At 44.4% G+C, this 24,617-nt stretch carries 25 protein-coding genes; 21 read left to right on the top strand and 4 right to left on the bottom strand.

What is annotated here, in order from left to right; translation table 11 throughout:
* Positions 1–45 precede the first annotated feature (45 nt).
* From ACHAL6_RS01485 to ACHAL6_RS01455, 7 genes are all read left to right on the top strand, one after another.
* Positions 46–264 carry a heavy-metal-associated domain-containing protein gene (locus ACHAL6_RS01485; protein ID WP_395268365.1) on the top strand — a complete coding sequence of 73 codons (219 nt, stop codon included), beginning with the start codon at positions 46–48 and terminating at the stop codon, positions 262–264.
* A gap of 66 nt (positions 265–330) precedes the next feature.
* Positions 331–1,041, top strand: coding sequence for a Crp/Fnr family transcriptional regulator (locus tag ACHAL6_RS01480; protein WP_395268364.1), 711 nt, complete (start codon positions 331–333; stop codon positions 1,039–1,041).
* 226 nt (positions 1,042–1,267) lie between these two features.
* Positions 1,268–2,554: a serine dehydratase subunit alpha family protein gene (locus ACHAL6_RS01475; protein WP_395268363.1), complete on the top strand. Its 1,287-nt coding sequence runs from the start codon at positions 1,268–1,270 to the stop codon at positions 2,552–2,554.
* A gap of 204 nt (positions 2,555–2,758) precedes the next feature.
* Positions 2,759–4,141, top strand: coding sequence for an ATP-binding protein (locus ACHAL6_RS01470; protein WP_395268362.1), 1,383 nt, complete (start codon positions 2,759–2,761; stop codon positions 4,139–4,141).
* A 157-nt stretch (positions 4,142–4,298) separates the two neighbouring features.
* Positions 4,299–5,714 carry a hypothetical protein gene (locus tag ACHAL6_RS01465; protein WP_395268361.1) on the top strand — a complete coding sequence of 472 codons (1,416 nt, stop codon included), beginning with the start codon at positions 4,299–4,301 and terminating at the stop codon, positions 5,712–5,714.
* Between the two features lie 65 nt (positions 5,715–5,779).
* Positions 5,780–6,289 (top strand): LURP-one-related/scramblase family protein, encoded by a 510-nt coding sequence (locus ACHAL6_RS01460; RefSeq protein WP_395268360.1) that lies wholly within the window; start codon positions 5,780–5,782, stop codon positions 6,287–6,289.
* Positions 6,290–6,361: 72 nt separating this feature from the next.
* A complete protein-coding gene (locus ACHAL6_RS01455) occupies positions 6,362–6,829 on the top strand; it encodes a DUF1801 domain-containing protein (RefSeq protein WP_395268358.1) in 468 nt (155 codons plus the stop codon).
* Between the two features lie 116 nt (positions 6,830–6,945).
* Here the strand turns inward: ACHAL6_RS01455 and ACHAL6_RS01450 are convergent, their stop codons facing one another.
* A complete protein-coding gene (locus ACHAL6_RS01450) occupies positions 6,946–7,968 on the bottom strand; it encodes a YeiH family protein (RefSeq protein ID WP_395268357.1) in 1,023 nt (340 codons plus the stop codon).
* 117 nt (positions 7,969–8,085) lie between these two features.
* On the opposite strand from ACHAL6_RS01450, the gene ACHAL6_RS01445 reads away from it, so the two are divergent.
* The 5 genes from ACHAL6_RS01445 (at position 8,086) to ACHAL6_RS01425 (ending at position 12,846) form a co-directional block, all read left to right on the top strand.
* On the top strand, positions 8,086–8,979 hold the full coding sequence (locus ACHAL6_RS01445) for a LysR family transcriptional regulator (RefSeq protein WP_395268356.1): 894 nt from the start codon (positions 8,086–8,088) through the stop codon (positions 8,977–8,979).
* Positions 8,980–9,247: 268 nt separating this feature from the next.
* Positions 9,248–9,946 (top strand): C-GCAxxG-C-C family (seleno)protein, encoded by a 699-nt coding sequence (locus ACHAL6_RS01440; protein ID WP_395268355.1) that lies wholly within the window; start codon positions 9,248–9,250, stop codon positions 9,944–9,946.
* 45 nt (positions 9,947–9,991) lie between these two features.
* On the top strand, positions 9,992–10,189 hold the full coding sequence (gene tatA, locus ACHAL6_RS01435) for a twin-arginine translocase TatA/TatE family subunit (protein ID WP_395268354.1): 198 nt from the start codon (positions 9,992–9,994) through the stop codon (positions 10,187–10,189).
* A complete protein-coding gene (gene tatC, locus ACHAL6_RS01430) occupies positions 10,170–10,910 on the top strand; it encodes a twin-arginine translocase subunit TatC (RefSeq protein WP_395268353.1) in 741 nt (246 codons plus the stop codon). The genes tatA and tatC overlap by 20 nt, the downstream gene beginning before the upstream one ends.
* 274 nt (positions 10,911–11,184) lie before the next feature.
* Entirely contained in the window at positions 11,185–12,846 is a 1,662-nt protein-coding gene (locus tag ACHAL6_RS01425; protein ID WP_395268352.1) for an FAD-dependent oxidoreductase, read from the top strand.
* A gap of 76 nt (positions 12,847–12,922) precedes the next feature.
* Here ACHAL6_RS01425 and ACHAL6_RS01420 read toward each other — a convergent pair whose 3' ends face one another.
* On the bottom strand, positions 12,923–13,198 hold the full coding sequence (locus ACHAL6_RS01420; RefSeq protein WP_395268351.1) for a GNAT family N-acetyltransferase: 276 nt from the start codon (positions 13,196–13,198) through the stop codon (positions 12,923–12,925).
* A 341-nt stretch (positions 13,199–13,539) separates the two neighbouring features.
* Here ACHAL6_RS01420 and ACHAL6_RS01415 point away from each other — a divergent pair, with 341 nt between their 5' ends.
* The gene (locus ACHAL6_RS01415; RefSeq protein ID WP_395268350.1) at positions 13,540–14,022 is read left to right on the top strand and encodes a GNAT family N-acetyltransferase; all 483 of its coding nucleotides are present in this window, start codon (positions 13,540–13,542) and stop codon (positions 14,020–14,022) included.
* A gap of 129 nt (positions 14,023–14,151) precedes the next feature.
* Positions 14,152–15,108 (top strand): DUF4825 domain-containing protein, encoded by a 957-nt coding sequence (locus ACHAL6_RS01410; RefSeq protein ID WP_395268349.1) that lies wholly within the window; start codon positions 14,152–14,154, stop codon positions 15,106–15,108.
* A gap of 185 nt (positions 15,109–15,293) precedes the next feature.
* Here the strand turns inward: ACHAL6_RS01410 and ACHAL6_RS01405 are convergent, their stop codons facing one another.
* Positions 15,294–16,625 carry a mechanosensitive ion channel gene (locus ACHAL6_RS01405; RefSeq protein WP_395268348.1) on the bottom strand — a complete coding sequence of 444 codons (1,332 nt, stop codon included), beginning with the start codon at positions 16,623–16,625 and terminating at the stop codon, positions 15,294–15,296.
* A gap of 353 nt (positions 16,626–16,978) precedes the next feature.
* Between ACHAL6_RS01405 and ACHAL6_RS01400 the strand changes: the two genes are divergently transcribed.
* The 7 genes from ACHAL6_RS01400 to ACHAL6_RS01370 all read left to right on the top strand — a co-directional run bounded on the left by ACHAL6_RS01400 (position 16,979) and on the right by ACHAL6_RS01370 (position 23,851).
* Positions 16,979–17,686 (top strand): ATP-binding cassette domain-containing protein, encoded by a 708-nt coding sequence (locus ACHAL6_RS01400; RefSeq protein WP_395268347.1) that lies wholly within the window; start codon positions 16,979–16,981, stop codon positions 17,684–17,686.
* The gene (locus ACHAL6_RS01395) at positions 17,679–19,271 is read left to right on the top strand and encodes a hypothetical protein (RefSeq protein WP_395268346.1); all 1,593 of its coding nucleotides are present in this window, start codon (positions 17,679–17,681) and stop codon (positions 19,269–19,271) included. The genes ACHAL6_RS01400 and ACHAL6_RS01395 overlap by 8 nt, the downstream gene beginning before the upstream one ends.
* Positions 19,272–19,330: 59 nt before the next feature.
* Positions 19,331–20,791 carry an alpha-amylase gene (locus tag ACHAL6_RS01390; RefSeq protein WP_395268345.1) on the top strand — a complete coding sequence of 487 codons (1,461 nt, stop codon included), beginning with the start codon at positions 19,331–19,333 and terminating at the stop codon, positions 20,789–20,791.
* 132 nt (positions 20,792–20,923) lie between these two features.
* A complete protein-coding gene (locus ACHAL6_RS01385; protein ID WP_395268344.1) occupies positions 20,924–21,538 on the top strand; it encodes a metallophosphoesterase in 615 nt (204 codons plus the stop codon).
* Positions 21,539–21,557: 19 nt separating this feature from the next.
* Positions 21,558–22,568, top strand: a complete 1,011-nt coding sequence (locus ACHAL6_RS01380) for a hypothetical protein (protein ID WP_395268343.1) — start codon at positions 21,558–21,560, stop codon at positions 22,566–22,568.
* A 69-nt stretch (positions 22,569–22,637) separates the two neighbouring features.
* A complete protein-coding gene (locus tag ACHAL6_RS01375) occupies positions 22,638–23,537 on the top strand; it encodes a DMT family transporter (RefSeq protein WP_395268342.1) in 900 nt (299 codons plus the stop codon).
* Positions 23,534–23,851, top strand: coding sequence for a DUF3784 domain-containing protein (locus ACHAL6_RS01370; RefSeq protein WP_395268340.1), 318 nt, complete (start codon positions 23,534–23,536; stop codon positions 23,849–23,851). Before ACHAL6_RS01375 ends, ACHAL6_RS01370 begins: the two co-directional genes overlap by 4 nt.
* Positions 23,852–24,012: 161 nt before the next feature.
* On the opposite strand, the gene ACHAL6_RS01365 is transcribed toward ACHAL6_RS01370, so the two are convergent.
* On the bottom strand, positions 24,013–24,522 hold the full coding sequence (locus tag ACHAL6_RS01365) for a ferritin (RefSeq protein WP_395268779.1): 510 nt from the start codon (positions 24,520–24,522) through the stop codon (positions 24,013–24,015).
* Between the last annotated feature and the right edge of the window lie 95 nt (positions 24,523–24,617).

Genomic DNA, 24,617 nt, shown 5'->3' with positions numbered 1-24,617 from the left:
CAGGATATGATGAAGACAATAAAGATGAAAATGGAGGAATCAAATATGAAAAAACTTGTAATGCAGCTGGAACAGCTGACTTGCCCGACCTGTGTGAAGAAGATTGAAACGGTGCTGGAAAAGACGGAAGGTGTGGAAACTTCCACGGTGCTTTTCAATTCCAGCAAGGTGAAAATCAGTTATAATGAAGAGGAAGTGACACCGAAGGAACTGAACCGTAAAATCATGAATCTGGGCTATGATGTGCTCAGTATGAAAGAATAAAGAACTGAAAGACATCACATAACAAAGATTATGTAAATACAAAGAAGAGGACCAGGAGGAGATAACATGGAAAAAGAAGAAAACGGAAAAACCTGCAGCGCCCATGGGGCAATGCATCATGACCACTGCATCTCTCTGGTCCCCATCTTCAATCATCTGACGGAAGATCAGATGATTGAGATATCAGAGCTGACCCATGCAGTGGAATACAAGAGGGGAGAGACCATCTATAGAGCGCAGGAACCATCCGATGCCCTCTACATCGTGAGCCGGGGAAAGGTGAAAATCTATAGAATGTCAGAATCCGGCAAGGATCAGATTCAGAGAATCCTGACTCCAGGAGAATTCACCGGAGAACTGGCGCTCTTTAATGAAGATCTCCATGACTCCTATGCAGAAGCCCTGGAAGATGTTCAGATCTGCATGGTGAAAAGAGAAGACATGTCTCTTCTTCTTCTTAAATATCCCACCATTGCCATGAAGGTGCTTTCCGAGTTCTCAAAAAGACTGGAAGCTTCGGAGAAGCAGGCAACACGATTCGCCACGGAAAAAGTGGATACAAGAATCGCCATGTATATTGCCGAAACATTGGATCGCTATGGCGAGAAAGACATCGTTGAAATTCCCATGAAGCGAAAGGACCTGGCATCCCACCTGGGCACCACACCGGAAACCATCAGCAGAAAGCTACTGGAACTGGAAGAAGCGGAAATCATAAAGCAGCTTTCTGGAAACAGGATTCATGTTCTGGATCTGGATGCGCTTCTTCTGGTCTAGTGTAACCCTGCCGTATACAGTTGTATGGCATAGAGAAATGAAAAATCATCAGGAGGAAGTTGATTTCCGAAATGGTGGTTTTTCTTCTGTTTCAGGGGGTTTTAACTAGCTGAGAAGGGAGCACCTCTGTTATAATGGGAGCAGAGATAGGGTATGAGAACATACATGCAGGAAGAGTAGACTCTTCCATGAAATCTTGGGAAATGTGCATAATCGGGGGGATATTATGTTGGAAAAAGCTTTTCTGGAAGTACTGGATCGGGAACTTGTCATCGCACTGGGCTGCACAGAGCCCATTGCCATCGCCTATGCTTCGGCCATGGCTGCAAAGCACCTAAAGGGTGAACTACTATCACTGGAAGTCTATGCCAGTGCAAACATCATCAAAAACGCCATGGGTGTGAATATTCCAGGCACCGGTAAAACAGGAATGAATCTGGCGGCTGCACTGGGATCACTCAGTGATGCTGACAAGAATCTGGAAGTGCTCTGTGGCATCAAGGAAGCGGATATTGAAAAAGCATTGAAGATGATTGAAGAAGGCAGGATCAGCATAAGAAAATCGGATCATCCAAAGAAGCTCTATATAGAAGTACTTGCAAAATCGGAAGGATCCTCCTCCAGGGTGATCGTCGAAGATCGACATACGAACATCACACGGATTGAAACCGACGGAAGAGTCTTTTTCAGTGTGGAAGATAAAATCGATGAGCTTCCTGTGAATGATACAAGCTTCATGAGCATGGACAGTATCTGGGCATTCATTGAGCACGTGGATGTCTCAAAGCTGTCCAAAGTGGAGGAAAGCATAAAGATCAACAAACGCATCGGAGAAGAAGGGATTCTTCATGATTACGGACTCCGAGTGGGAAAGACCATCTATGAATCCATGGAGAATGGACATCAGGTCATGGACCCTACAAATTATGCCATGGCACTGACAGCGGCAGGGTCCGATGCCAGAATGGCAGGGTCTTCCTTCAGCGTCATGAGCAATTCAGGAAGCGGAAATCAGGGCATCACGGCAACCCTTCCAGTTATCGCATACTGGGAAAAACTTGGATTATCCTACGAAGAGCTTCTTCGGGCGGTAGCCTTAAGTCATCTGGTGACGATCTACATCAAGACGAAGTTCGGCAGGCTCTCAGCGCTATGCGGAGCAACCATAGCAGCCACTGGAGCAAGCTGTGGCATCACCTATCTTCAGGGCGGCAGGAAAGAAGACATCTATGCATCGGTTCAGAACATGCTGGGAAATGTAACAGGCATTCTCTGTGATGGAGCAAAAGGCGGGTGTGCACTGAAGGTAGCAACCTGCACCAGTGCAGCATGTCTTTCTTCCTCTCTGGCATTAAACGGTATTGCCATAGGAAGCCATGACGGCATCATTGACCATGATCCAGAGAAAACCATAGAGAATCTCTGTCTTCTCAGCACCGAAGGCGGTGTGGAGTCAGACCGGATCATTCTGGACATCATGCTGGAGAAGGAAAACAAACTCATCAACAACTGATTTTATAGAAGACCAGATCTGCATCGCAGATCTTTTTTTCTTTTTACAGATAAAGGCTTCGGACTCCCTTGATTTCAGATCATCAATTTCTGTGTCAAAGTAGTGTTTCATGATATTACCAATTGGTATATCGTAATTTAGTATATTATGTTATACTAAATCATAAGCTACTAAATCATAATTTGCTCGAATGAGGTGAAAGGGATGTTTGTTGGTCGAAAAGAAGAACTGGATTTATTAGAGGATCAATACAAGAGCAGTGATTTTCATTTCACTGTAATCTACGGTAGACGAAGGATTGGTAAAACGGAACTGATCCGACAATATATCAGAGATAAAAATGCGGTCTACTACATGGCAACGGAAACCAGTGGGGAGAAGAACCTGGAGATGCTGTCTAAACTTGTACTGGAATATTCAGGCACTGAGTTTCGGTTTAATGGATTCTCTGATTTCGAGGCTTTGTTTGATTACCTGACAGAGATTTCGAAGAAGGAGAGGTTGGTTTTTGTATTAGACGAATTTCCATACTTAGCCGCAGCCTATCCTGGAATCTCTTCACTCATCCAGAAATACTGTGATCATAACTGGAGAAATACCAGACTTCATCTGATTTTATGTGGATCTTCCATGAGTTTCATGGAAAATCAGGTGCTGGGTATGAAAAGTCCTCTTTATGGCAGAAGAACGATGCAGATCAGGCTCAAGGCGTTCAGCTTTTTTGAAACAGAAACATTTCTTGCGCCAATGAAGAAGGAGGACATTGCCTTGCTCCACTGCGCAACTGGCGGAGTAGCAGAGTATTTAAGTTACGTGGATAAGAGAAAAACGCTGGATGAAAATCTTACGGCTCTGTTCTTCACTACTTCAGGCAGGATGTATGAAGAACCGGTAAGCTTCCTGAAACAGGAACTAAGAGAACCTGGAGCGTATAATGCGATACTTGAGGTTATTGCAGGAGGTGCTCGGAAAAACAATGAGATTGCGACCAAGGTTCAAAAAAGTACAGGTGCAATCAACAATTATCTGGATAATCTGATAGAACTTGGCATACTGCTGAAAGAGAAGCCCATCGGAGAGATGACTTCAAGGAAAACAATCTACAGGATAAGCGATGGATCCTTCAGGTTCTGGTACCGGTATGTTTTCCAGAATAGGAGTGCCATTGAGATTGGTCTTGGTGATCGTCTATATCAGGAACAGGTGAAGAAAGATCTGCCGAATTTCATGGGGGAAGGATTTGAAGAGATTTTTCTGGACTACTTCGACAGAATGAACAGAAAAGGAAGTCTTCCTGTTCTCATCACTGCTCGCGGAAGGTGGTGGGGAAATAATCCTAAACTGAAACGTGAAGAAGAGATTGATGTTGTGGGTTTTGGTAGGGCAGCAGCAGTATTATGCGAGGTGAAATGGACCAATAGAAAGATCGGTATGGAGGTCATAGATCATCTCATGGAAAAGAGCGCACTTTTTGATGCAGCTGAAAAATATTTTATCTTGTTCAGTAAAAATGGTTTTACAAAGAAGGCCATGGAAACAGCAGTAAAAAGCGGCAGAATTCAATTGATTTCCTTTATGGAAGATTAGTAAGCATATATCGTGGCGAAATCCTGCAGTCAGAAATGAGGGCAGGGTTTTTCATCGCCTATGAAGAAGGATTCTCGGATGCATCAGATCCTATTGTAAGGTATTTGTTAATTGTTTGTCTATATTTATGATATTATAGATGAAAGAGGTGAGATTTATGATGAAAAGAAAAACACTCATCCTGGTTATTCTGGTGATGCTCGCTTATACTGTCACAGTATCCGCAAATTCAGGACCTGTGACCTGGTATCATTATCCGGGTATTTCCATGATCACCATCGATGAGGATTCGCCCATCACAGTGATCAAAGAGGATCTGCATTTTGATTTCAGTGAGGAGAAGGAAAATGATTTTACCCGAGTGGGGAAAGTCAGTGCGCGCTACACCATGCAGAACACGGAAGAAGAAACCACCGTTTCCAGAATGGTCTTTCCTTTCATCAGAAATCTATGGAACAGAGACGAAGATCAGGTAGAGGTTCTCTTTGATGGACAGCCCGTGAATTATGAAATCTACTACGGGAAAGAAGTGGAGGAAGTATACAGTGAAGATGAGTTCAAAGAGAAAGTGGAGCTAGCGGATATACTGGAATCTGTTACGAGAGAGAAGTATGTACCTGAAAACTATGATTATGAGGAAGTAGGACATCTATACCGGATTCAGCTGGATTCCGACCGGGAAGAGGATCTGCATGTGGATGCCAGCTTCACCCTATCGGATACGAATTCACGATTATTCACCAGAGGCAACAACAGCTACGGATATGACAATGATACGAATGAATTCGTCATAGGAACATGGCTGGGCGATGAACATACATCCATGGACATTTTCAGTCTGGATGAAGAGATTGACATTGAAGTGAAAGGCTATGAAAGCGGAGTGGAGGATGCACCGGAAGTCAAGGACTTCACCTATGAGATTGTTGAGGAGGAAATGAGCCTTGAGACCTATTACAGGGAGTTTCTCTCCGCAGATGAATACATCAGCGGCAGCGTCTTCATCCCGGAGGACCATAACATCTACTATGAGGTGCTGGATGAGGCGCTGGAAAGAGAGAGGCTTGTCACAGTGGATCACATCTCTAGCCTTCTCACCACGCCACGCTATGTGCTCATCGCCTATGAAGTTCAATTTGAAGCACTGGAAGAAAAAGTCGTGGAAGTGCGATACGACACCATGGGAAGTATGGATCGAAGAGAGACGGTGGAGCCCACCTACACCTATGAGTATTTTCTTCATCCGGCAAAATACTGGAAGGATTTCCATGACCTGACCATAAAGATCACACCATCGGAAACCTATCCATATGTCATAGACAGCAATCTCCAGATGACGAAAGAGGAGGATGGAACCTACATCGGAACATTTGAAACACTTCCGGAAGAAGATCTGCGCTTCACTCTTTTTGAGAAAGAGGAAATCACTTCCATGGATAAAGTGAAAGGCAGCATCGCCAGAAACTATTATCTGCTCTATTTTGGAGGATTTGCTCTTCTTGGTGTGATGTCTTTGGTGCTTGTAGGTATGGTCATAAGAAAATTGGTCAAATCATCTGGAACGAAGAAATAAGGGCTTTGATCATCGTGATATGATGGATTTGGCTATCGTGAAAATCGAAGTATAAAGACAGCAAAGTGGAGGAAGAAAACATGAAACTATACATGAAGCAGAAGGTCTTTTCCTGGAGAGACAGATTCTATATCAAGGACGAAAATGAAGAAGACAGATATTATGTGGAGGGAGAACTGTTCTCCTGGGGAAAGAAGCTTCATGTATATGATATGACAGGTACGGAAGTGGCTTTCATTCAGCAGAAAGTGCTGAGCTTTCTTCCGAAGTTCTATGTGTATACGAATGGAGAAATGATTGCCGAAATCGTCAAGGAGTTCACCTTCTTCAAGCCCAGGTATTCCATCTCAGGACTGGACTGGGATGTATCGGGTGATTTCTGGTCTCATGAATATGAGATTCTGGAGAGAAACAGCCCAGTGGTTTCCATACACAAGGAATGGTTCACCTGGGGAGACTCCTATGTCATCGACATCGAAGAAGGAAGAAATGAGATTCATGCTCTGGCAGTGGTTCTGGCCATCGATGCTGTGATGCAGGCTCAGGGAACTGCTGCGGCAGGCTCTGCCAACTAAGGAGCGTTCAGAAAACCTTCATAACATTCTGGTAGAATAGAGAATACTATATTACAGGAATGGAGTGATTGGATGAATAGAAGTGCAGAAACAGTGAAGGACTATCTGGATCATCTGCCTGAGGAGCGCAGAGCGCCCATAGAGAAGCTGAGAAAGACCATACTCGAGCATCTACCGGAAGGTTTTGAAGAAACTGTTTCCTATGGCATGATCGGTTACGTGGTTTCTTTGGAAAGATATCCGGAGGGGTATCATGCATCCGAGGGAGAACCTCTTCCTTTCATGAACCTGGCTTCTCAGAAGAATCATATCGCTCTTTACCATATGGGGCTTTATGCGAAACCAGGCCTGGAAGAATGGTTCAGAGAAGAATATGAAAAAAGAGTGACGCCAAAACTGGATATGGGGAAAAGCTGCATCCGACTGAAGAAAATGGACCAGATTCCCTATGATCTCATCGGAGAACTCTCTGAAAAGATCACGGTGGAAGATTATATCAAGGCTTACGAAGAGGCAATGAAGAAGAGAAAGAAAAAATAGATGAAGAAAAAGAAGCAGTGGCGGAGCATGATCCGCTACTGCTTCTTTGACGAGCGCAGGCTGTTATGGAGAAAAAGATTCATCATCATACGGCCAGTCTGTCATAGGAATCAGACCTAGATCTGTCCCAGAAACTGCTGAACCATGAAAGATACCACAACGACCAGGGTTGAAATCATGAATCCGTGCAGCATGGGCTTCATGCCGGACTTGGCTACCTGACTGAAGTTCGTCTTCAGGCCTATGGCTCCTAGAGACATGACCATGATGAACTTGCTGAAGGAAGCCAGGGTAGTGCTGATGGTCTCTGGTATGAAACCGGTGCTTTTCAGTGCCACCATCAGAAGGAAAAACAGGATGAACCAGGGGAATATCTTTCGAAGATCCACCTTTGCCGCGCCGGAATCCGAATGACCGCTCTGCTTCTTTCTTTCCAGTCTTTCATTGATGTAGGAGAAAAGCAGTACGATGGGGACGATGGAGAGGGTTCTTGTGAGTTTCACGATGACGGCAAACTGGCCTGCAGCGTCGGAAAAGGCATATCCTGCCGCCACCACCGAGGAGGTGTCATTGACAGCGGTTCCTGCCCAGAGACCGAATCCCAGATCCGACATCATGAAGTAACTGCCCATGATGGGGAAAAGCACCACCATGATGATGTCGAAGATGAAGGTGGCGGAAATGCCGTAAGCGATGTCGCTGTCCTTGGCATCAATGACAGGAGCAATGGCCGCGATGGCAGAGCCTCCACAGATGCCTGTACCTGCGGAGATGAGGCTGGACAGCTTCCAGTCCATACCCAGAGCCTTTCCTAGAAGGTATCCACCACCGAAGGCGGTGATGAGGGTAAAAGTCATGACGATGAGAGAAAACTTTCCTACGGAAAGAATCTGGCTGAAGCTGAGGCCTAGACCCATGAGGACGATGGAAAACTTCAGAAGTTTTTTCGAAGTGAAGACAAGTCCTTCCTTTGTACCGCTCATGGAAGAAACCAGTGGATTCAGCGCCATTCCGATGAGAAGCGCAAAAACGCCTGCACTGATCAGGTGCACAGGCAGAGCTTCGCTGATGAAATAGGATAAAAGAGCCAGAAGTCCAGAAATAAGGACACCAGGCAGAATGGATGTAAGTCTGTTCATGTTGTCATCTCCAATACTATAAGTTCTCATTGATTCTATCATGGATTCATCATAAAATATAATTATGATTATTAATAGATGTATAGATTATTTTAATGCGAAGGAAGTGAAGAAGAAATGGTGGATCAGAAACTGATATCCTTGCTAAGCATTGCAAGAAACGCAAGCTACACAGAAGCCGCAAAGGAGCTTGCCCTGACGCAGCCTGCCATCAGTCATCAGATGAGACAGCTGGAGGAGGAATACGGTATGAAGATGTTCACTTATGAAGGAAGAAAGCTTCAGCTGACGGAAGCAGGCAGCATCCTGCGTACCCATGCGGAAAGTGCAGTGGCCAGAGAAAGAATGCTTAAGGAAAAACTGAAAGGTCTGAAAAGCAGAAGAAAAGAAGTCAGATTCGGAGCAACACTCACCATTGGTGAATTCACCATCGCTCCTTTTCTATCGGAACTGTTTGAGACTTTTCCAGGGTATCATTTCTCGCTTATGGTGGATAACACGAAGAATCTCATGGAGATGCTGAACAAAGGAGAAATCCACTTCGCACTGATTGAAGGGCTGTTCCCGAAGGATCTCTATGAGACCCAGCTGCTCAAAACCTGTGATTTCATCCTGATCACTTCTAAAAATCATTTCATCGCGAAAAAGAAGAAGGTCCTTCTGGAAGATCTCCTTGACCAGAAGCTTATCATCAGGGAAAAAGGATCTGGTTCAAGAGAGATTCTGGAACGTGCACTGGCTGAAAAAAACAGAAGCCTGAGCAGTTTCAGAGAAGTAGTAGAAATGGGGAACGTGAACATCATGAAAAAGATGACCATGGAAGGCATGGGCATCAGCTTCATGTATCGTGATGCGGCTCTGGAGGAGCTTAGAGATGGAGAACTGGTGGAGGTATCTGTGGAAAATTTCAGAATGGAGCGGGAATTCAACTTCGTTCAGATCATGGATGACGTGATCTCCAGTGAAAACCAGGAAGTTGCAGGATTTTTCAGTGACAAAATGAGAAGATAAGCGAATCAGAAGATGGATATAACATTAACAATACTGAACGAATTGACAGAAAATGTTCAGATACGATACAAAAGCACTAATAATAATCAGTCGATTTTGTTAAAAAATAAATTACCCGGGGTATTTCATCGACGAAATTATAATAAAACTCAAGTTTCATGATTTAACTTGACCCTTTCAACGGTAAAATGTATATTAATAGAAAAGTTAGATATTTATCAAACTTTTGAAACTTTGTTAAAAATATGTAATCGGAAGGGGAAAAATCATGAGCGAAGCAAACAAGAATGAAAAAGTGTATTCAAGACGAGATATGTTGAAAACAGCAGGAAAAACAGCAGTTGGGGTAGCTGCAGTTTCATTTATTCCTTCATTTTTAACAGGCTGTGACAAGAAAGTGGAGCTTCCATCCAAGGAAGTGCTTGCATATGAATATGTAGAAGCAAGTGAAGATGCACCGGTTTATCCATATCCATACCAGAAGCTTGACATTGGAACCACCATGGAAAGAGGATATGCCGGATACTACAACAAGGGCGGCTGCTGCAGAGGTGTTGTGGATGCTGTAATCGGACAGCTGGGAGACAAAGCCGGGTATCCATGGAACCAGATTCCTGTAGATGTATTTGCCAACGGAGCAACAGGTTTCGGAGCGGGATCTTTATGCGGAGCCATCGCTGGCGCTGCTACATGCATCGGTTTTGCGATTCCACCAGAAGATGCTCCAGCAGTAACAGCTGAGCTGTTCAAGTGGTACACAAGCACAGAGCTGCCAACCTATAAGCCAGATGTTGATGTGGATTCACTGGTTTCACCAAGTGTAAACTGCATTGACTCCGTGGGACAGTTCATGGAAGTATCAGGATACGGAATGAAGGATCCTGAAAGAAAAGCAAGATGTGCTGGTCTTACTGCAGATGCTGCAGGCAAGGTAGTAGAACTGATCAACGCTTACTATAATTTATAAGAACCAACGGGAAACAGAGTATACAAAACAAAGGAGTAGAATATAATGGGAAAAATAGGAATGACTGAGCTTATACTGATCTTATCCATCGCACTGGTCATTTTCGGGCCATCCAAGCTGCCTGCCATAGGCAAGTCCATCGGAGAAGCCATCGGTCAGTTCAAATCTCATGCAAATAAACTGACAGAGGATGTTATGACCACCGCTGACGATGTGAAGAAAGATGAAAAAAAGGAAAACTAAAAAAAGCAAGGATGACCAGCTCACCCTGGTGGAGCACCTCACTGAACTGAGAAACAGAATCATCTATATGGCTGTAGCACTTGTTGCAGCCATTCTTCTCAGTTACAGCTTCTCGGAGATTCTTGTGAAGGATATGATCGGCATTGTGCCGGATATCAACTTCGTGTTTATCTCTCCGGCGGAGCTTCTGCTCTCATACATTAAGATTGCAGTGATCATCGGACTGGTTGTTTCAGCACCTTTTCTCATCACCCAGATCTGGCTTTTCGTAAGCCCGGGTCTTGAGAAGAAGGAGAGAAGGACCATCGTCTTTTCCCTTCTCTTTGGTGGAGTATTCTTCATCATTGGTGGAGTATTCGCCTACATTGTGGTACTGCCGCTGATGATTCAGTTCTTCATCGGTTTTCAGATGGAAGGAATCGAGGAGATGATCAGTTTCAGCAGCTATCTTTCACTGGTAGTGAATACCGTGCTTTCCTTCGGGCTGATTTTTGAGATGCCAAGCATCATGGTCATACTGACAAGGCTTGGTGTGGTCCGTTCGAAATTTCTGAGGCAGAACAGGAAGTACATCATTCTGGTGATTTTCGTCCTTGCTGCGGTGCTGACACCACCGGATATCATATCACAGACCCTTCTTGCGCTGCCGATGATCCTTTTATTTGAACTGGGTATATTCTTATCGAGGATTGTAGAACGGAAGCGGGATGCGGGTGAGTAGTATAGTACTGAACTGATCATAAAACTAGATGCTGCATAGGGGTTGTCCCCCCGTATGCAGCATTTTTTGTTGTGAAAAAACGAATCTTAGGCTTATCTTATATAGGAAAAAGTATCCTGGATAAGAAGGATATGGAAATTATGGGAACCAGAGAGGAATGATAAATAGTATTCTTCGATCTGCAGCTGAAATCAAGGGATAATTCATATAGAATTAACATGATTACGTTATAATTTATCCTGATGATAAATGACAAAGCAAAGGAGATAGAACTATGAGAATACTGGTGATCGGAGCAGTTGCAGCTGGAACATCCGCTGCGGCGAAAGCGAGAAGAAACGATGAAGATGCGGAGATCGTCATCTATGAGAGAGATACGCATATTTCCTATTCCGGATGTGGAATGCCTTATTATATCGGAGGCGAAATCGAAAAAGGGGAAGAGCTTACCCCCAGAAATCCTGAATTTTTCAGAAACAAATACAATGTGGCTATCAGAACGGAACATGAAGTGCTGAAGCTGGATAAAGAGAAGAAAGAACTGGAAGTGAAGAACCTGGTGACAGGAGAGGTATTCACTGACCACTTTGACAGGCTGATTCTCGCCACGGGTGCGCGTTCGGTGGTACCTCCAATAAAAGGTGTTGAAAATGCGCATGTATTCACTTTGAGAAACATCAATGACATGTATCGAATCAAACAGTACATCAATAACAGATCACCTAGAAAAGCGGTGATTGTAGGCACCGGGTTCATCGGCCTTGAAATGGCGGAGAATCTCAGAGGCCTGGGTATGGAAGTGACCATGGTGGAACTTCTGCCACAGGTTTCTCCAGGACTGGATGCGGATATGGCGATCCTTGTGGAAGAACATCTGGAAAAGAAAGATGTGAGAGTCGTAACCAATACCTATGCCAGTGAAATTTCTGAAAAGAACGTTCTTCTGTCTGACGGAAGAAAACTGGATGCGGACCTTGTGATCCTTGCTACAGGTGTGCGTCCCAATGTGAAGCTGGCAGAAGACGCTGGCATTGTGCTTGGAGTGACCGGTGCCATCAAGGTGGATTCCTTCATGGAAACCTCGGAAAAAGGAATCTATGCGGCAGGAGACTGCATTGAGCAGTATCACAGTGTCACAGGAAAGCCTGTATACAGACCGCTGGGGTCCACTGCCAACAAGACCGGAAGAATCGCAGGAAACAACATCACCGGAGGCGCGCTTGAATTCAGAGGGGTGCTTGGAACGGGAATCTATAAGGTCTTTGATCTGACGGTTGCGCAGACGGGTCTTACCGAAAGAGAAGCGGTGAAGGAAGGTTACGACATTTCTGTAAGCCATAACATCAAACCGGATCGTCCGGAATATATGGGCGGAAAGGAAATGACCATAAAATCCGTGGCAGACAAAAAGGATGGAAGACTGTTAGGCGTTCAGATTGTGGGTCCGCAGGGCGTGGATAAGAGAATCGATGTCTTTGTTGCGCTCATCAGCTTCGGTGCCAAGGTACAGGATCTGGTGCATCTGGACCTTGCCTATGCACCACCGTTTTCCACTACCAAGGATCCGGTCATGTATACAGGGATGATTCAGGAGAATGCCATCTATGGCAACAGGCCTCTTATGACCAATGAAAAGCTGGAAGAACTCATGTCATCCGGAAAGAAGGTCAGGGTCATTGATACAAGAGTGGAGAAGCAGTTCAGTGCATCCCATGTGGAACATGCGGAAAATCTTCCCCATGCTGTAATAAGAGAGAAGATGAAGGAGCTGGATAAGGACACCATCACCATCACTTACTGCAATAAGGGAACCACAGGAAATGCGGTGCAGAATATTCTCTTGAATCATGGGCTGAAGGAAGTCTATAACCTCTCTGGTGGTCACAAGACCTATATGAGATACAGGCTACTGAAGAAGAAATCAGAGAAGAAGTAGAGTTGTTTCGCATCAGATAATAGAAGAGCCCGGAAACCAAAAAATAAATTTGGTTTCCGGGCTCTGTCAAGCTGCACTATTTTTCCAGCATATCATGATAGTCTTCATTCTTTGTAAGAATCGCCTGGGCGAATTCACAGACAGGTCTGATTTTCCGTCCTTCTTCCCGGGCTCTTTCAACCACCGCTGTTATGAGCTTCTTGCCTACGCCCTGACCGCTGAATCCGTCGTGCACATAGGTGTGATTCACAACCAGAATGTCATCCCCCGCAAGTTCAAACAGGATTTCACCGGCTTCGATTTCTTCCTCGTTCATCAGATAAATTCTATTATCTTCGTGTTCCACTCTCATTTTCTCTTTCCTCCTCGTAATTCAGTTTGAATATACTTCATTGCACCGCTAGGGCCTAGAGCGATGAGTTTCATGTCTCTTTCATGATGTTTTCGATTTTTCTAGGTATGCAGTTCCTTCTCAGTCATGGAACATGCTTTCCTGATGCATCAGTATGAATAGTTCCATTTTAGCATAGAGAAAAAAGTTTTTACACCAAAGTAGGAAAGAAATGCATTTTACACAATGTTTCTTGCTCCTACGAAACGGATTCATAATGAAACTTTCCGCTTACTTTGAGACTCTTAAGGAATATAATGGAAGAAAGGAACAAGATAATTATAAAGAAGGGAGCGATTCTTATGATCAGAGAAGCGAAATCAAGTGATGGGAAGGAGATTCTTGGCATCTACAGCCATTATGTGGAAAACACGGCAGTTTCCTTTGAATATGATGTACCGGAGATTTCTGAAATGGAGAAGAGAATCAGTGAAAATGGAGAGAAGTATGTTTTTCTGGTGCTGGAGAAGGAAGGCCATATTGCAGGCTATGCCTACGGCGGCCGTTTCAGAGATCGGAAGGCCTACGACAGAACGGTGGAGGTGTCTGTGTATGTCCATAAGGAGGAGCTGAAAAACGGATATGGCAGCGCACTGATGAAGGAACTGCTGAAAAGGCTGAAGGAAAAGGGGATGAAGACCGCGGTAGCCATCGTTACTTCTGAAAATGAAGCCAGCAGCAGAGCCTTCACAGCCATGGGGTTCACCTATGCAGGACATCTTCCTCAGGTGGGGTATAAATTCGGCAGCTGGCATGGAATCAATCAGTATTTCAGGATTCTGTAGGAAGATGGAATTAGAAAGAATCTTCACTTAAAATTAAAGAAAAAATAAGCGGGTATCGCTATTGATTTAAACTCTTCTAGATAAAGTAAAGATAGAAAGGAAATATCCGAACATAAAAGGAGACATATCATGACTGAAATAAAAAGAAGGAAAAGCAGAAATATCTTCATGGGCATCCTGACGCTTCTTCTTTTCAGCTTTGTACTGTTCGCCGTTCTGGACCGTTCACAGGAGGAAAGCAGACCTCCCACCATTCATGTGCTAATGAATGATGCGGTCAGAAAGGAAGCAGCCATAGGGACTTATGAGTGGACAAGCGGGGACCGAAGCGTCGTAGCCGATGCTGACCATCCAGCCATGTTCACCTATGAGGAAAAGAATACACTGGAAGCGAGCAAGGGGCAGAAAGTCTATATGAGTATTTCTGATGAACAGGGGTATCTGCCTATAGATGTGGTTCATTTCGAAGTCTATGCCAAAGGAAGCACAGAGAAAATCAAGGATGCCAGCTACAGCATCAATGGAGATACCCTTGTGCTCCATGTGGAAGAGGATTCTGGAGATTATGTGTATTGCCTCCTTATGGATTATGGGCAGCGTGGACATGCGGACTATGGAATCAACATCATTGTGGATCAGCAGAGCTTTTCTGTGGAAGAACTGAAAGAACTGGAAACACCTTATGTGGGTAACCATGGCAAGGTGGGAGAAATCCTGTCCAAGCTTCCTTCCCCTGGAAGCGGCTATGTCCAGAGATATCTGGCATTAAAGACAGGAACCGAGCCTTATGGGATCGTGGCCTATTATGAGCCGGTGGAAGAGATGGCGGGAACCATTGTGTTTCCATCCGAAAATCCGGTGAATAATATATATGAGAACATGGAGAAAAATGCCGCTGCACTCTTCTGCCTCATTGATAATGCCGGCATGGTGACCTTCAAGGTGAGACAGACCCCTTCCACGGGTGAGCTGAAAGATCGGGAATATGAAAGTGCCGTAACCTTTACCAGGGAAAAGCTCACATTGAAGTATGGAGAACTTGAGGATATTCTGGATCATGAAGACATTTTTTCTGAAAAGCCCTAGCAGCTTCTGATATGGAAGGAAGAATCAGGAGCCGCATCAAGTACAGATTATAAATTCATTTCATGTTCTGTCAGAGTGGAAATGGACTGTTTCCGCCCGAAAAGATGACCACCAGGGATCTTCATCCAAGGTGGTCACTTTTATATCCAAGAAGAAAGGGGGAACTTACTTCTTATCAGTGAAGATTATTTATCCTCATCATGGTGTACTTCTGTGATTACAGGTCCCTCGTTTCTCAGCTCATCCATTTTCGCTTTCTGCTCGGTTTCTTTCAGTCGATCTTCCGCTTCCAGCTTCTTCTGGATTTCCTTCATGTTTCCTTTGTTTTCTTCCATGTTCTTCTCCAGCTTCTGCAAGGTGTTTTTTGCGAAGTCTCTACCACCGATACCGAACGCGATGGCAAATGCCACTGCAGTTGCTACGATGATGGCGATGAACAGGGTTTCCACGAACAGTGCACCGATGCCTAAGTGTGACAGCGCCATGAGGGCTGCGATGGTAATGATCACACCTTTTATGATCATGGCTGCGAATCTTGCCTGCGGCAGGGTGTCAACAATGAATCTCTTGGCAATGGAGCCTAGCACATATCCACCCAGAAGGATCAGCAGTGCGCTTAAGATCATTGGCAGATAAGCAATGACTGCTCCGCCTATGGTCTGGAAAATTGTAAGTCCGATGAGATCAAATGCCTGAACTGTGAAGAACAGGATGATCAGGGCTTTTACCACGATACCGACAACTCTTCCCAGATCAAAACCGGTGGCTCTTGGTTCATCCATGACATCAGCGACTTTATCGGAGATACCGAATCCATCAATGATGTTTTCAACCAGATCTCCAACCAGTTTGGCAATGAAGATACCGATGAGGATGAGGATACCAGCAGCCAGAATCTGCGGAATGATGCTTGTGATACTGGTCAGCATGGTCACTGCAGGATCTGTAATGGCATCAATGTTAAGGACTTCCAGTGCTGCAATGATGAATGGAATCAGTACGATGACATAGAGTACTTTTCCACCCAGATCAGCAAAGGAAAGGGAATTCTTTGAGGGTTCTTCTGGTGTCTTTGGATCTGTGAGCCCCATTTTGTCTTTCAGCTTATCCACTTTCACTCTTTCAAGGAATCCCATGGTCAGCTGCTGTACGATCTTAGCGATGACAAATCCCAAGAAGAGCAGGAGTGCTGCACCTATGAGTCTTGGAATGTATCCAAGGAAGGTTCCAAGCATACCGGTCAGTGGTGCGGAAATATTATTCAGTCCGAATCGGTCAAAGATTCCTGGTAAGAAGAATAGAACTGTTAAGATAAATCCAAGTTTACCAAGAAGTTCAGGAATGCTGTTCGCTTCCTTCGCGCTGTCACCGAATTTCTGATCCAGCTTTAATGCCTTTGCGCCTTTTACAATCAGATTCTTCACTATATAACCGGCTATGATGGCAATGATGAGGAAAAGTATACCAAAGAGTATGTCAGGTAGACTCTGTTCCAGATTAGCGGTTAATTCGTTCATGAGATCACTCCTTTAAAAAAAATAATAGTTTGTTACATAATTCATTCTACCCGTAAGATGTTGATAAACATGAAATAAAGTGTTAAGAAATATTGTGTTTACAAAGTGTTTTCATATATTCAATATCTCAGAAATATGTAGCTATATATTAATCAAAGGTGGTGTTTATCAAACTGCTTTGATTCTCATCTGTTTTCACAATAATAGTTCATGTTTGCTGTTTCACGATCAGAAGCGATGGTATGATATAGTGGATTGACTGGAATTTAACAGAATCGGATTCAAAAATAAGTTATAATTTATCTCTTTATATGGTATAATAAACCATATAAAAATAATGCGAGGTGTATGATATGAAACTGCAACTGGAACAGATCACCAAATCTTTCGATAACAAGGAAGTACTGAAAGACGTATCTTTTGACTTTGAAAATGGAAAGATTTATGCACTTCTTGGTAGAAATGGGGCGGGTAAAACGACCCTCTTCAACATTCTTGCCGACGAAGTCAAAGAGGATGGAGGAATCATGAATCTTACGATTCATGGGGAAACAAGAGACCTTACCATAGAAGATCTCAGCTATGTCTATTCTTCCCCCGTTCTTCCTGATTTTCTCACAGGGTATGAATTCATAAGATTCTTCATGGACATCAACAAGGAGAAACTGAAAGGGGAAGAAACCATAGATGATTACTTCAATCTCATCAAGATTGATGAAGAGGACAGACATCGTCTCATCAAGGGATATTCCCACGGGATGAAGAACAAGCTTCAGATGCTTCTGTTTCTCATTGCAAAACCACCGGTGATTCTCCTTGATGAACCTCTGACTTCTCTGGATGTGGTGGTGGCACTGGAAATCAAGAAGCTTCTCAAGAGCATCAGGCAGGACCACATCATTATATTCTCCACCCATATTCTGCAGCTTGCTACGGATCTCTGCGATGAGATCGTCATCCTGAATGACGGAAAGCTGTCTCTTCTGGATCACGAGATGCTCGCAGATCCGAACTTCGAGGAAGAAATCATTGAGAGGCTGAAGGAGCGAAAAGATGTTTAGTAGTGTGCTTACCATCATGAAGGTAGAGACGTCGATCTTCATCAACGGCTTTCTCTACTTTCTGAAAAAACTGTTCTTTCTTAAGAATATACTGAAGTCCACCAGCTATTCCATCCTGAAAATAAAAAGCGGTCTGGGCTATGTGGCATTTATCTATCACTTTGTATGGAGTGCCATGAAGGCGCTGATTCTCCCTGGGGTTTTTATTTTTCTGACTCAGTTTCTTCTGGGAGAAGGAGGAAATCCGAACCCGCTGACGCTGGTTCTCATGTTCTATTTTGTGCTGAGACTGATAAGTTCACTCACATTGGAGCTGAACCACCAGAAGTTCATCATGATCAAGGAAATGAGAATGAATGCGAAGGCATATACCTTCGCCCATCTTCTGAAGAAAGAAGGGTTTAAATTCACGGGAAGAACACTGTCTTTTCTTCTCATAGGAAATCTCATCGGGATGAACATGCTGACAGCGCTTCTCCTTTCGGTGATGGCCACCATGACGTCGCTGATCGCAGAAGCGATGCATCTGTACGGATTCGAGAAGAAGAGCTTTGTTCTGGAAGAACATAATGTGGTCCTGATCATACTGTATCTTATGGTCTTTGCCTCAGGGTATGGCCTCTATTTCCTGATACCTGGTTTTGACGGGGGAGGCATCCTGCTTCATCCGGCTTTCATGGCAGCGGTATTTCTGCTTGGCGCCGCATCTGTAGTCTACATCACAAGATTCAAAGGGTATACGGAAGTGGCCAGCAGAGCCACCAGCCTTGAGAAGATGACAAAACTGCAGACTGCAGTGAAGGAAGCAAGATTTGCCGATGTCAAGATGAACGACAAGGATTTCGGGGAGGAATATCTGGATCATGACAGGTATAAGGAAAAGGAAGGATATGCATTTCTCAATGCCCTGTTTTTTGATCGTCACAGGAAGTTTTTCAGAAAGCCCGTCTTTGTCAAGACAGCCATTGTGGTGGCCGCATTCCTGCTGATCTTCGGTGGAAACATGCTTACAGAGGAGAACATTCTGATCGAGCTGTCATCGGGTCTGAGCACCCAATACACGCTCTTCATCTTCATCATGTATCTTCTGTGCAACGCCAACAGGGACACCAAAGCCATGTTTTATAACTGCGATCTTTCCATGATGCGATACGGATTCTACAGACAGCCGAAAGCACTCCTTAAGATGTTCGGGCTTCGACTGAAAAGAATCATTCTGGGCAATATGATTCCGACGCTGGGTATCATCATAGGACTTCTACTGGTAACCTACTTCTCCGGAGCGGAAAACTACAGAGAGATTCTGCCGGTGCTTCTCATGATTGTGTCCCTGGCGCTGTTTTTCTCCATCCACTATATGTTCATGTACTATATTTTCCAGCCCTACACCTCTTCCATGGAGGTGAAGAGTCCCATATTCAGCATCATCAACGGGCTGGTCTACTTCGCTTCCTACATGGCCATGCAGATCAGAACCGCTGCAGCCAGCTTTCTTCCTTTCATCATTCTGTTCTCCCTTCTGTACGGTGCAGCAGCGGTGGTTCTGGTCTACAGAAAAGCTCCGCAGACATTTAGGGTGAAATAGGTGAAAATTGTGTATAATGATATCAAAAGAACACAATGAATACAGAAGAGGTGCCGAAGATGATGAACGGATTAATGTTTCAGGGATTCGAATGGTATATCCCTGATGACGGAAATTACTATAAAGATCTCAAGAAGAAGCTGGTGGATCTGAAGCGGATCGGTGTAACATCCGTGTGGCTTCCACCGGTATGCAAGGCCACAGGAACAAATGACACAGGCTATGGCATCTATGATCTCTACGATCTGGGTGAATTCGACCAGAAAGGTTCAGTAAGAACAAAATACGGACCCAGGGAGGAACTTCTTGATCTCATCCACGCCATTCATGAAGAGGGGATGCATGTCTATGCGGATGTGGTCCTGAACCATAAGGCTGGTGCGGATTTTGAAGAAGAATTCGAGGCTGTTAAAGTTGACAGAAACGATCGTACAAAAGACATCGAAAAGCCGAAAAAAATCAAGGCCTGGACAGGGTTCAATTTTCCCGGAAGAAACGGGAAGTATTCTGAATTCACCTGGAACTACAACCACTTCTCCGGTGTGGATTATGACACCCTCACGGGTGATACGGGAATCTATAGGATCCTTGGTGAGAATAAAGGATGGAACTGGGGTGTATCCCATGACAATGGGAACTTCGACTATCTGATGTTCGCAGATATCGACCATGCACATCCGGATGTGAAGGAAGAGCTGAAGAGATGGATCGACTGGTTCATTGATGAACTGCATCTGGATGGAATAAGATTCGATGCAGTGAAACACATCGACAGCGCTTTTCTGGAGGAATTGAGCAATCACATCAAGGAAAGAATGGGAGACGAGTTCTATCTCCTGGGAGAGTACTGGGAACATGGAATCAAAAACAACACGAAATTCATGAAGTCCACAAAATTCAATATGGATCTTTTTGATGTGGGGCTGCATTTCAGTCTCTACAACGCATCCAAGGATGCGGAAAACTACGATCTCAGGAATCTATTCGAAGAAACCATCACCAAGGAGAATCCGCCCATGAGCGTCACTTTTGTGGACAATCATGATTCCGAACCCGGACAGTCTCTGGAATCCTATGTAGAGCCATGGTTCAAGGAAATCGCCTATGGCATCATTCTGCTTCGTAAAGATGGATATCCCTGTGTATTCTATGGGGATTACTACGGCATCGGAGGAGAATTCATGATCGAGCCACATAAAGATCAGATTGATATCCTCGCTCTGATCCGGAAAAACCACGCTTATGGAGAGCAGGATGATTACTTCAAGGAAAAGGATCTCATCGGTTGGGTCAGAAACGGAAATGAAGATCATCCCGGAAAATGTGCAGTGGTGATCTCCACCATGGAGAAGAAGTATATTTCCATGTTCATGGGAGAGAATCAGAGTGGAAGAATATTCAGGGATTTCACGGGAAACTGCGAAGACCAGGTGACGGTGAATGAAGAAGGCTATGGAGATTTTCCTGCTGAAGCGGGCAGCATTTCCGTATGGCTTGAAAATGAAATTGATCTTGGATGATCTGAAGATGCGATAATGAATACAGACAAGGGCTGTTCTAGAAGGAACAGTCCTTGTTGAGCCTTAAATTCCATCTGTTTCAGGGAATTCCAGTATGGTATGATGGAAGAAGGAATGTTCAAGGAGAAAGAAATGAAGAAACTGAAAACAGGTGTGTACAGTGCGCTGGGCAGAATCTACATCCCCGAAGAAATCAGGGGAAAGAAGGACCTTATTCTGCACATCTCGGATACACCACTGGCCATCTATCCGGCCATAAGAAGACTGATACGAAAAATGAAACCCAAAGTCATCATCCACACAGGCGATCTGGCGGATCACATCAAGCTGGAATTCAACGAGCATCTCATGAATGAATTCCTGAATGATGCACGGAAAATCATAAGGATCATGGAATTTTCTTCTGCGGATGAAGTCTATCTAGTCATGGGGAATCATGATAAATACAGAAAAGTGAAAGAGATGGTTACCCGAAGCAGTCTCGTTGAAATGAGTGCGATGATGAAAATTGAGGGACATGATTTCCATCTCTCCCATTACTATGAAGATGTCATTACGGATCCCAGGGATTACAATCTGTATGGTCACAACCCGGAGAAGAAGAATCATAAGGTGAGAACCAGATGGTTTTTAAATGGTGTATCCAGCATCAATGTCATAGAAGGTTCCAGCGGAAAAGTGCATGAGCTGAGATACCCATGGGGGACAGACAGCTACAGATACAGAAGAGTAAAGAGCGGATTATAATAATTTCAAGGAGAGTAGTATGGTTGAATTATTAAGAACAGGTCCAGGCATCCTTCTCATTGATACCCAGGAGGAAGAAGGCATCAGAGGGTATTTCGGCGTTTCTTCCGGCAAGGAGCTTTTTTCGCTTATGGATGCATTCAGTTTCGCCACCGAAGGTGAGACCATCGTTCTTCTGGCATCCAGTGATGAGCGAGTGGTACGAGCCAGCGATGAGAAAAATGCGCTGGTCATCACAGACGAACCCTCCGTGATACTGGCAGGGCTGATAAACAATGGATTCGCCTGCAGAATCAGAAGAACCAAGATCGTTTCCCGCACCATCATCATGAGAGCCGTGGGGGATATGGAAAAGGTCTTCGATGAGCTTCAGGAGGACTACAAAGGCGTCGAAGGAAGTCTTATGGAATTCATCAACAGCAATCTGGAGCAGGGGGTCATCATCGCACTGACAGACAAATCGCTGAACCGCCAGGTGACGCTCAGCGACATCTACATGGAAAAATGTCTGCTCGTAAGCGACAACTACTTCACCCTTTATAAGGAGCTGCGCAGCAATGCGCTGAGATATCTCAATAGTGGTCTGAAGAACAAAGTATGGTATGAAATGGATATCAGAATCTACGATATGTATGGCGCTTTTCAGCTTCATTTCGACAGGCTCATGAATGTGCTGACGGAGCTTGAAATGGGGATTGTGCTGGGCAGCACCTGGTCCAAGGATTATCCCAAGATGCTTCTGGCAGTGGATGTCTACAGTGTCAGGTTCTTTACCTTCTATGAGCCCAGATACATCAAGAAGATTCTTCTGGGCATGGAATACGTGGACGACGGCACAAGAATTGTGGATTATGATCTCTATATGGGGAAAAAGAAGATCTCATGGAGAGAACTGACCAAAGACAGAAAGATGACCCGGGATGAACTGGGACTTCATTTCAGAAAAGAGACCATGTCCAATCTCACCCATCTGGAAGTGAAGAAGATCCATGAGATGGAAGAAAAGGTCATGGAATCCAGAAAGAAGTAGTGTCATGCATCAGGAGAGGATAGAGTAGTTACCATAGAAGAAGAAACCGTCCAGTGACAGGGGGAAACCATGAGGAAAAGCGGAAATAAGTTCATATTCATTCTGGCCATGCTGCTCTTCGGAAGCATCGGTCTTTTCGTGAGGAAAATTCCCATTCCTTCCCTGCATATCGCCTTCATCCGAAGCTTTGTGGGAACCTTCGTCATGATCTTCATCTATGTCTTTCTGAAGAGGAAGATTGATAGAGAAGCTGTGGTAAGAAACAGATACAACCTGCTTTTCGGGGGTGCATTTCTTGGCATCAACTGGATCCTTCTTTTTGAAGCCTATAAGAACACCACCATCACCAGTGCCACCTTAGCCTATTACATGGCACCCATACTGTTCATCCTTCTGTCCGCTGTGATTTTCAGGGTGCGGCTTACAGGAATCAGGATCCTCACCATCCTTCTGGCCTTCTTCGGTCTTGTGGTGCTCCAGATGAAGGATGTTTCGGTGATGAACGACATGGACAGCAAAGGCATGCTTTTCGGTCTGGCGGCAGCCTTTTTCTATGCGCTGGTCATCATCTTCAATCGAAGAATGAAAGGCATCAGCGGTATGGATCGAACCTTCATGGAGCTTTTCCTGTCCCTGCTGGTGCTGAGTGTATACATGCTTTTCACCGGAGAGTTTTCTGCATTCTATATCCCTCTGGAAGCGCTGCCCTATGCGCTGATTCTTGGCATCATTCATACTGGACTTGCCTATTATCTGTACTTTTCCACTGTGGATCGGATGGATTCCCAGTACGTGGCACTGCTCAGCTACATTGATCCCTTGTCCGCCATACTCTTTTCCGTGCTGCTTCTGGGAGAAGCCTTCTATTTCAATATGGCCATGGGTGCACTGCTGATATTAGGTTCCTCCGTTCTTTTTGACCTCATTGGGAAGAAGGAGGAGAAAATGAAAAGGAGGAATTCCTCATGATCTATCTGATTCCGGCAGGACTGCTTTTTCTCATGGGCTGGCTGATCCGATACAAAAGGAAGACCTGGCTTATCTCAGGTTATAACACAGCCTCAAAGAAAGAGAAGGAAAAATATGATCTGGACAAACTCACAAGGCTCATGGGAAACTTTCTCTTCATGCTGGGTGCTGTGTTTCTTCTCATGTTTTCTGCGAGTATCGTCCTGAAAGACTACGAGAATGAAATCGCCTGGGTAGGATTTGGTGTGGAAACTGTGGTCATTCTCATGGGACTCATTTATCTCAATACAGGAAACAGGGTGATGAAGACATAGACGCATCAAAGTAAGACAGGACAACAGCTTCCTCTCAGGAGAAGATGCTGATGTAAAGAAGCAGGTGCGTAGTGAAGCAGGCAGAAACATAGGCAATAAAAAGCAGAAATCTCTCTATCCATTCGTGTAAATGGACGGAGAGATTTCTGCTTTAATGGAATCTATTCTGCTGCAATGGGCACATAGACCCTTTTCAGAAGTTCATCATCCAGCATGTAAAGTGCGGCAGGATCTAAATCAGCTCTCTTCAGTTTGCCTAGAATGGCTGTGAAGTTGCTTTCTTCTTCCACCTGCTCATCCACATACCATTTGAGGAAGCTGATGGTTGCATGCTCTTTTTCTTCTATGGCAAGATCCATGAGATCATAGATTCTCTTGGTTACTGTTTTTTCGTGGGCCAGTGATTTTTCAAAGGTGTCCTTGTATCCTTCGAACTCCGTTTCAGGATCTGGAATTCCCTTGAGAATCACTCTGGCATTCATTTCCAGAAGATAATCATAGAATTTCATTGCATGATCCACTTCTTCTCTTGCCTGGATTCTATAAAAATTGGCAGCGCCCTGAAAATCGTTGTCTTCACAGTAGGCTACCATGGAAAGATAAAGATAGGAGGACAGCAGTTCGTAGTTGATCTGGTCATTGATTGCATCAATCAGTTTTTTGCTTAACATCATAATCATCCTTTCAAATGTATATTCTAGTGACAGAAGTCCTATTTAAGAGTATTCCTTTTTACAGGAAATATCAAGCAGGGAAGAGCCTCCAT

It is taken from the genome of Proteiniclasticum sp. C24MP (assembly GCF_043951855.1).
Taxonomy (GTDB): Bacteria; Bacillota; Clostridia; order Clostridiales; family Clostridiaceae; genus Proteiniclasticum.
This window is presented reverse-complemented; position numbering and strand designations above follow the sequence as displayed.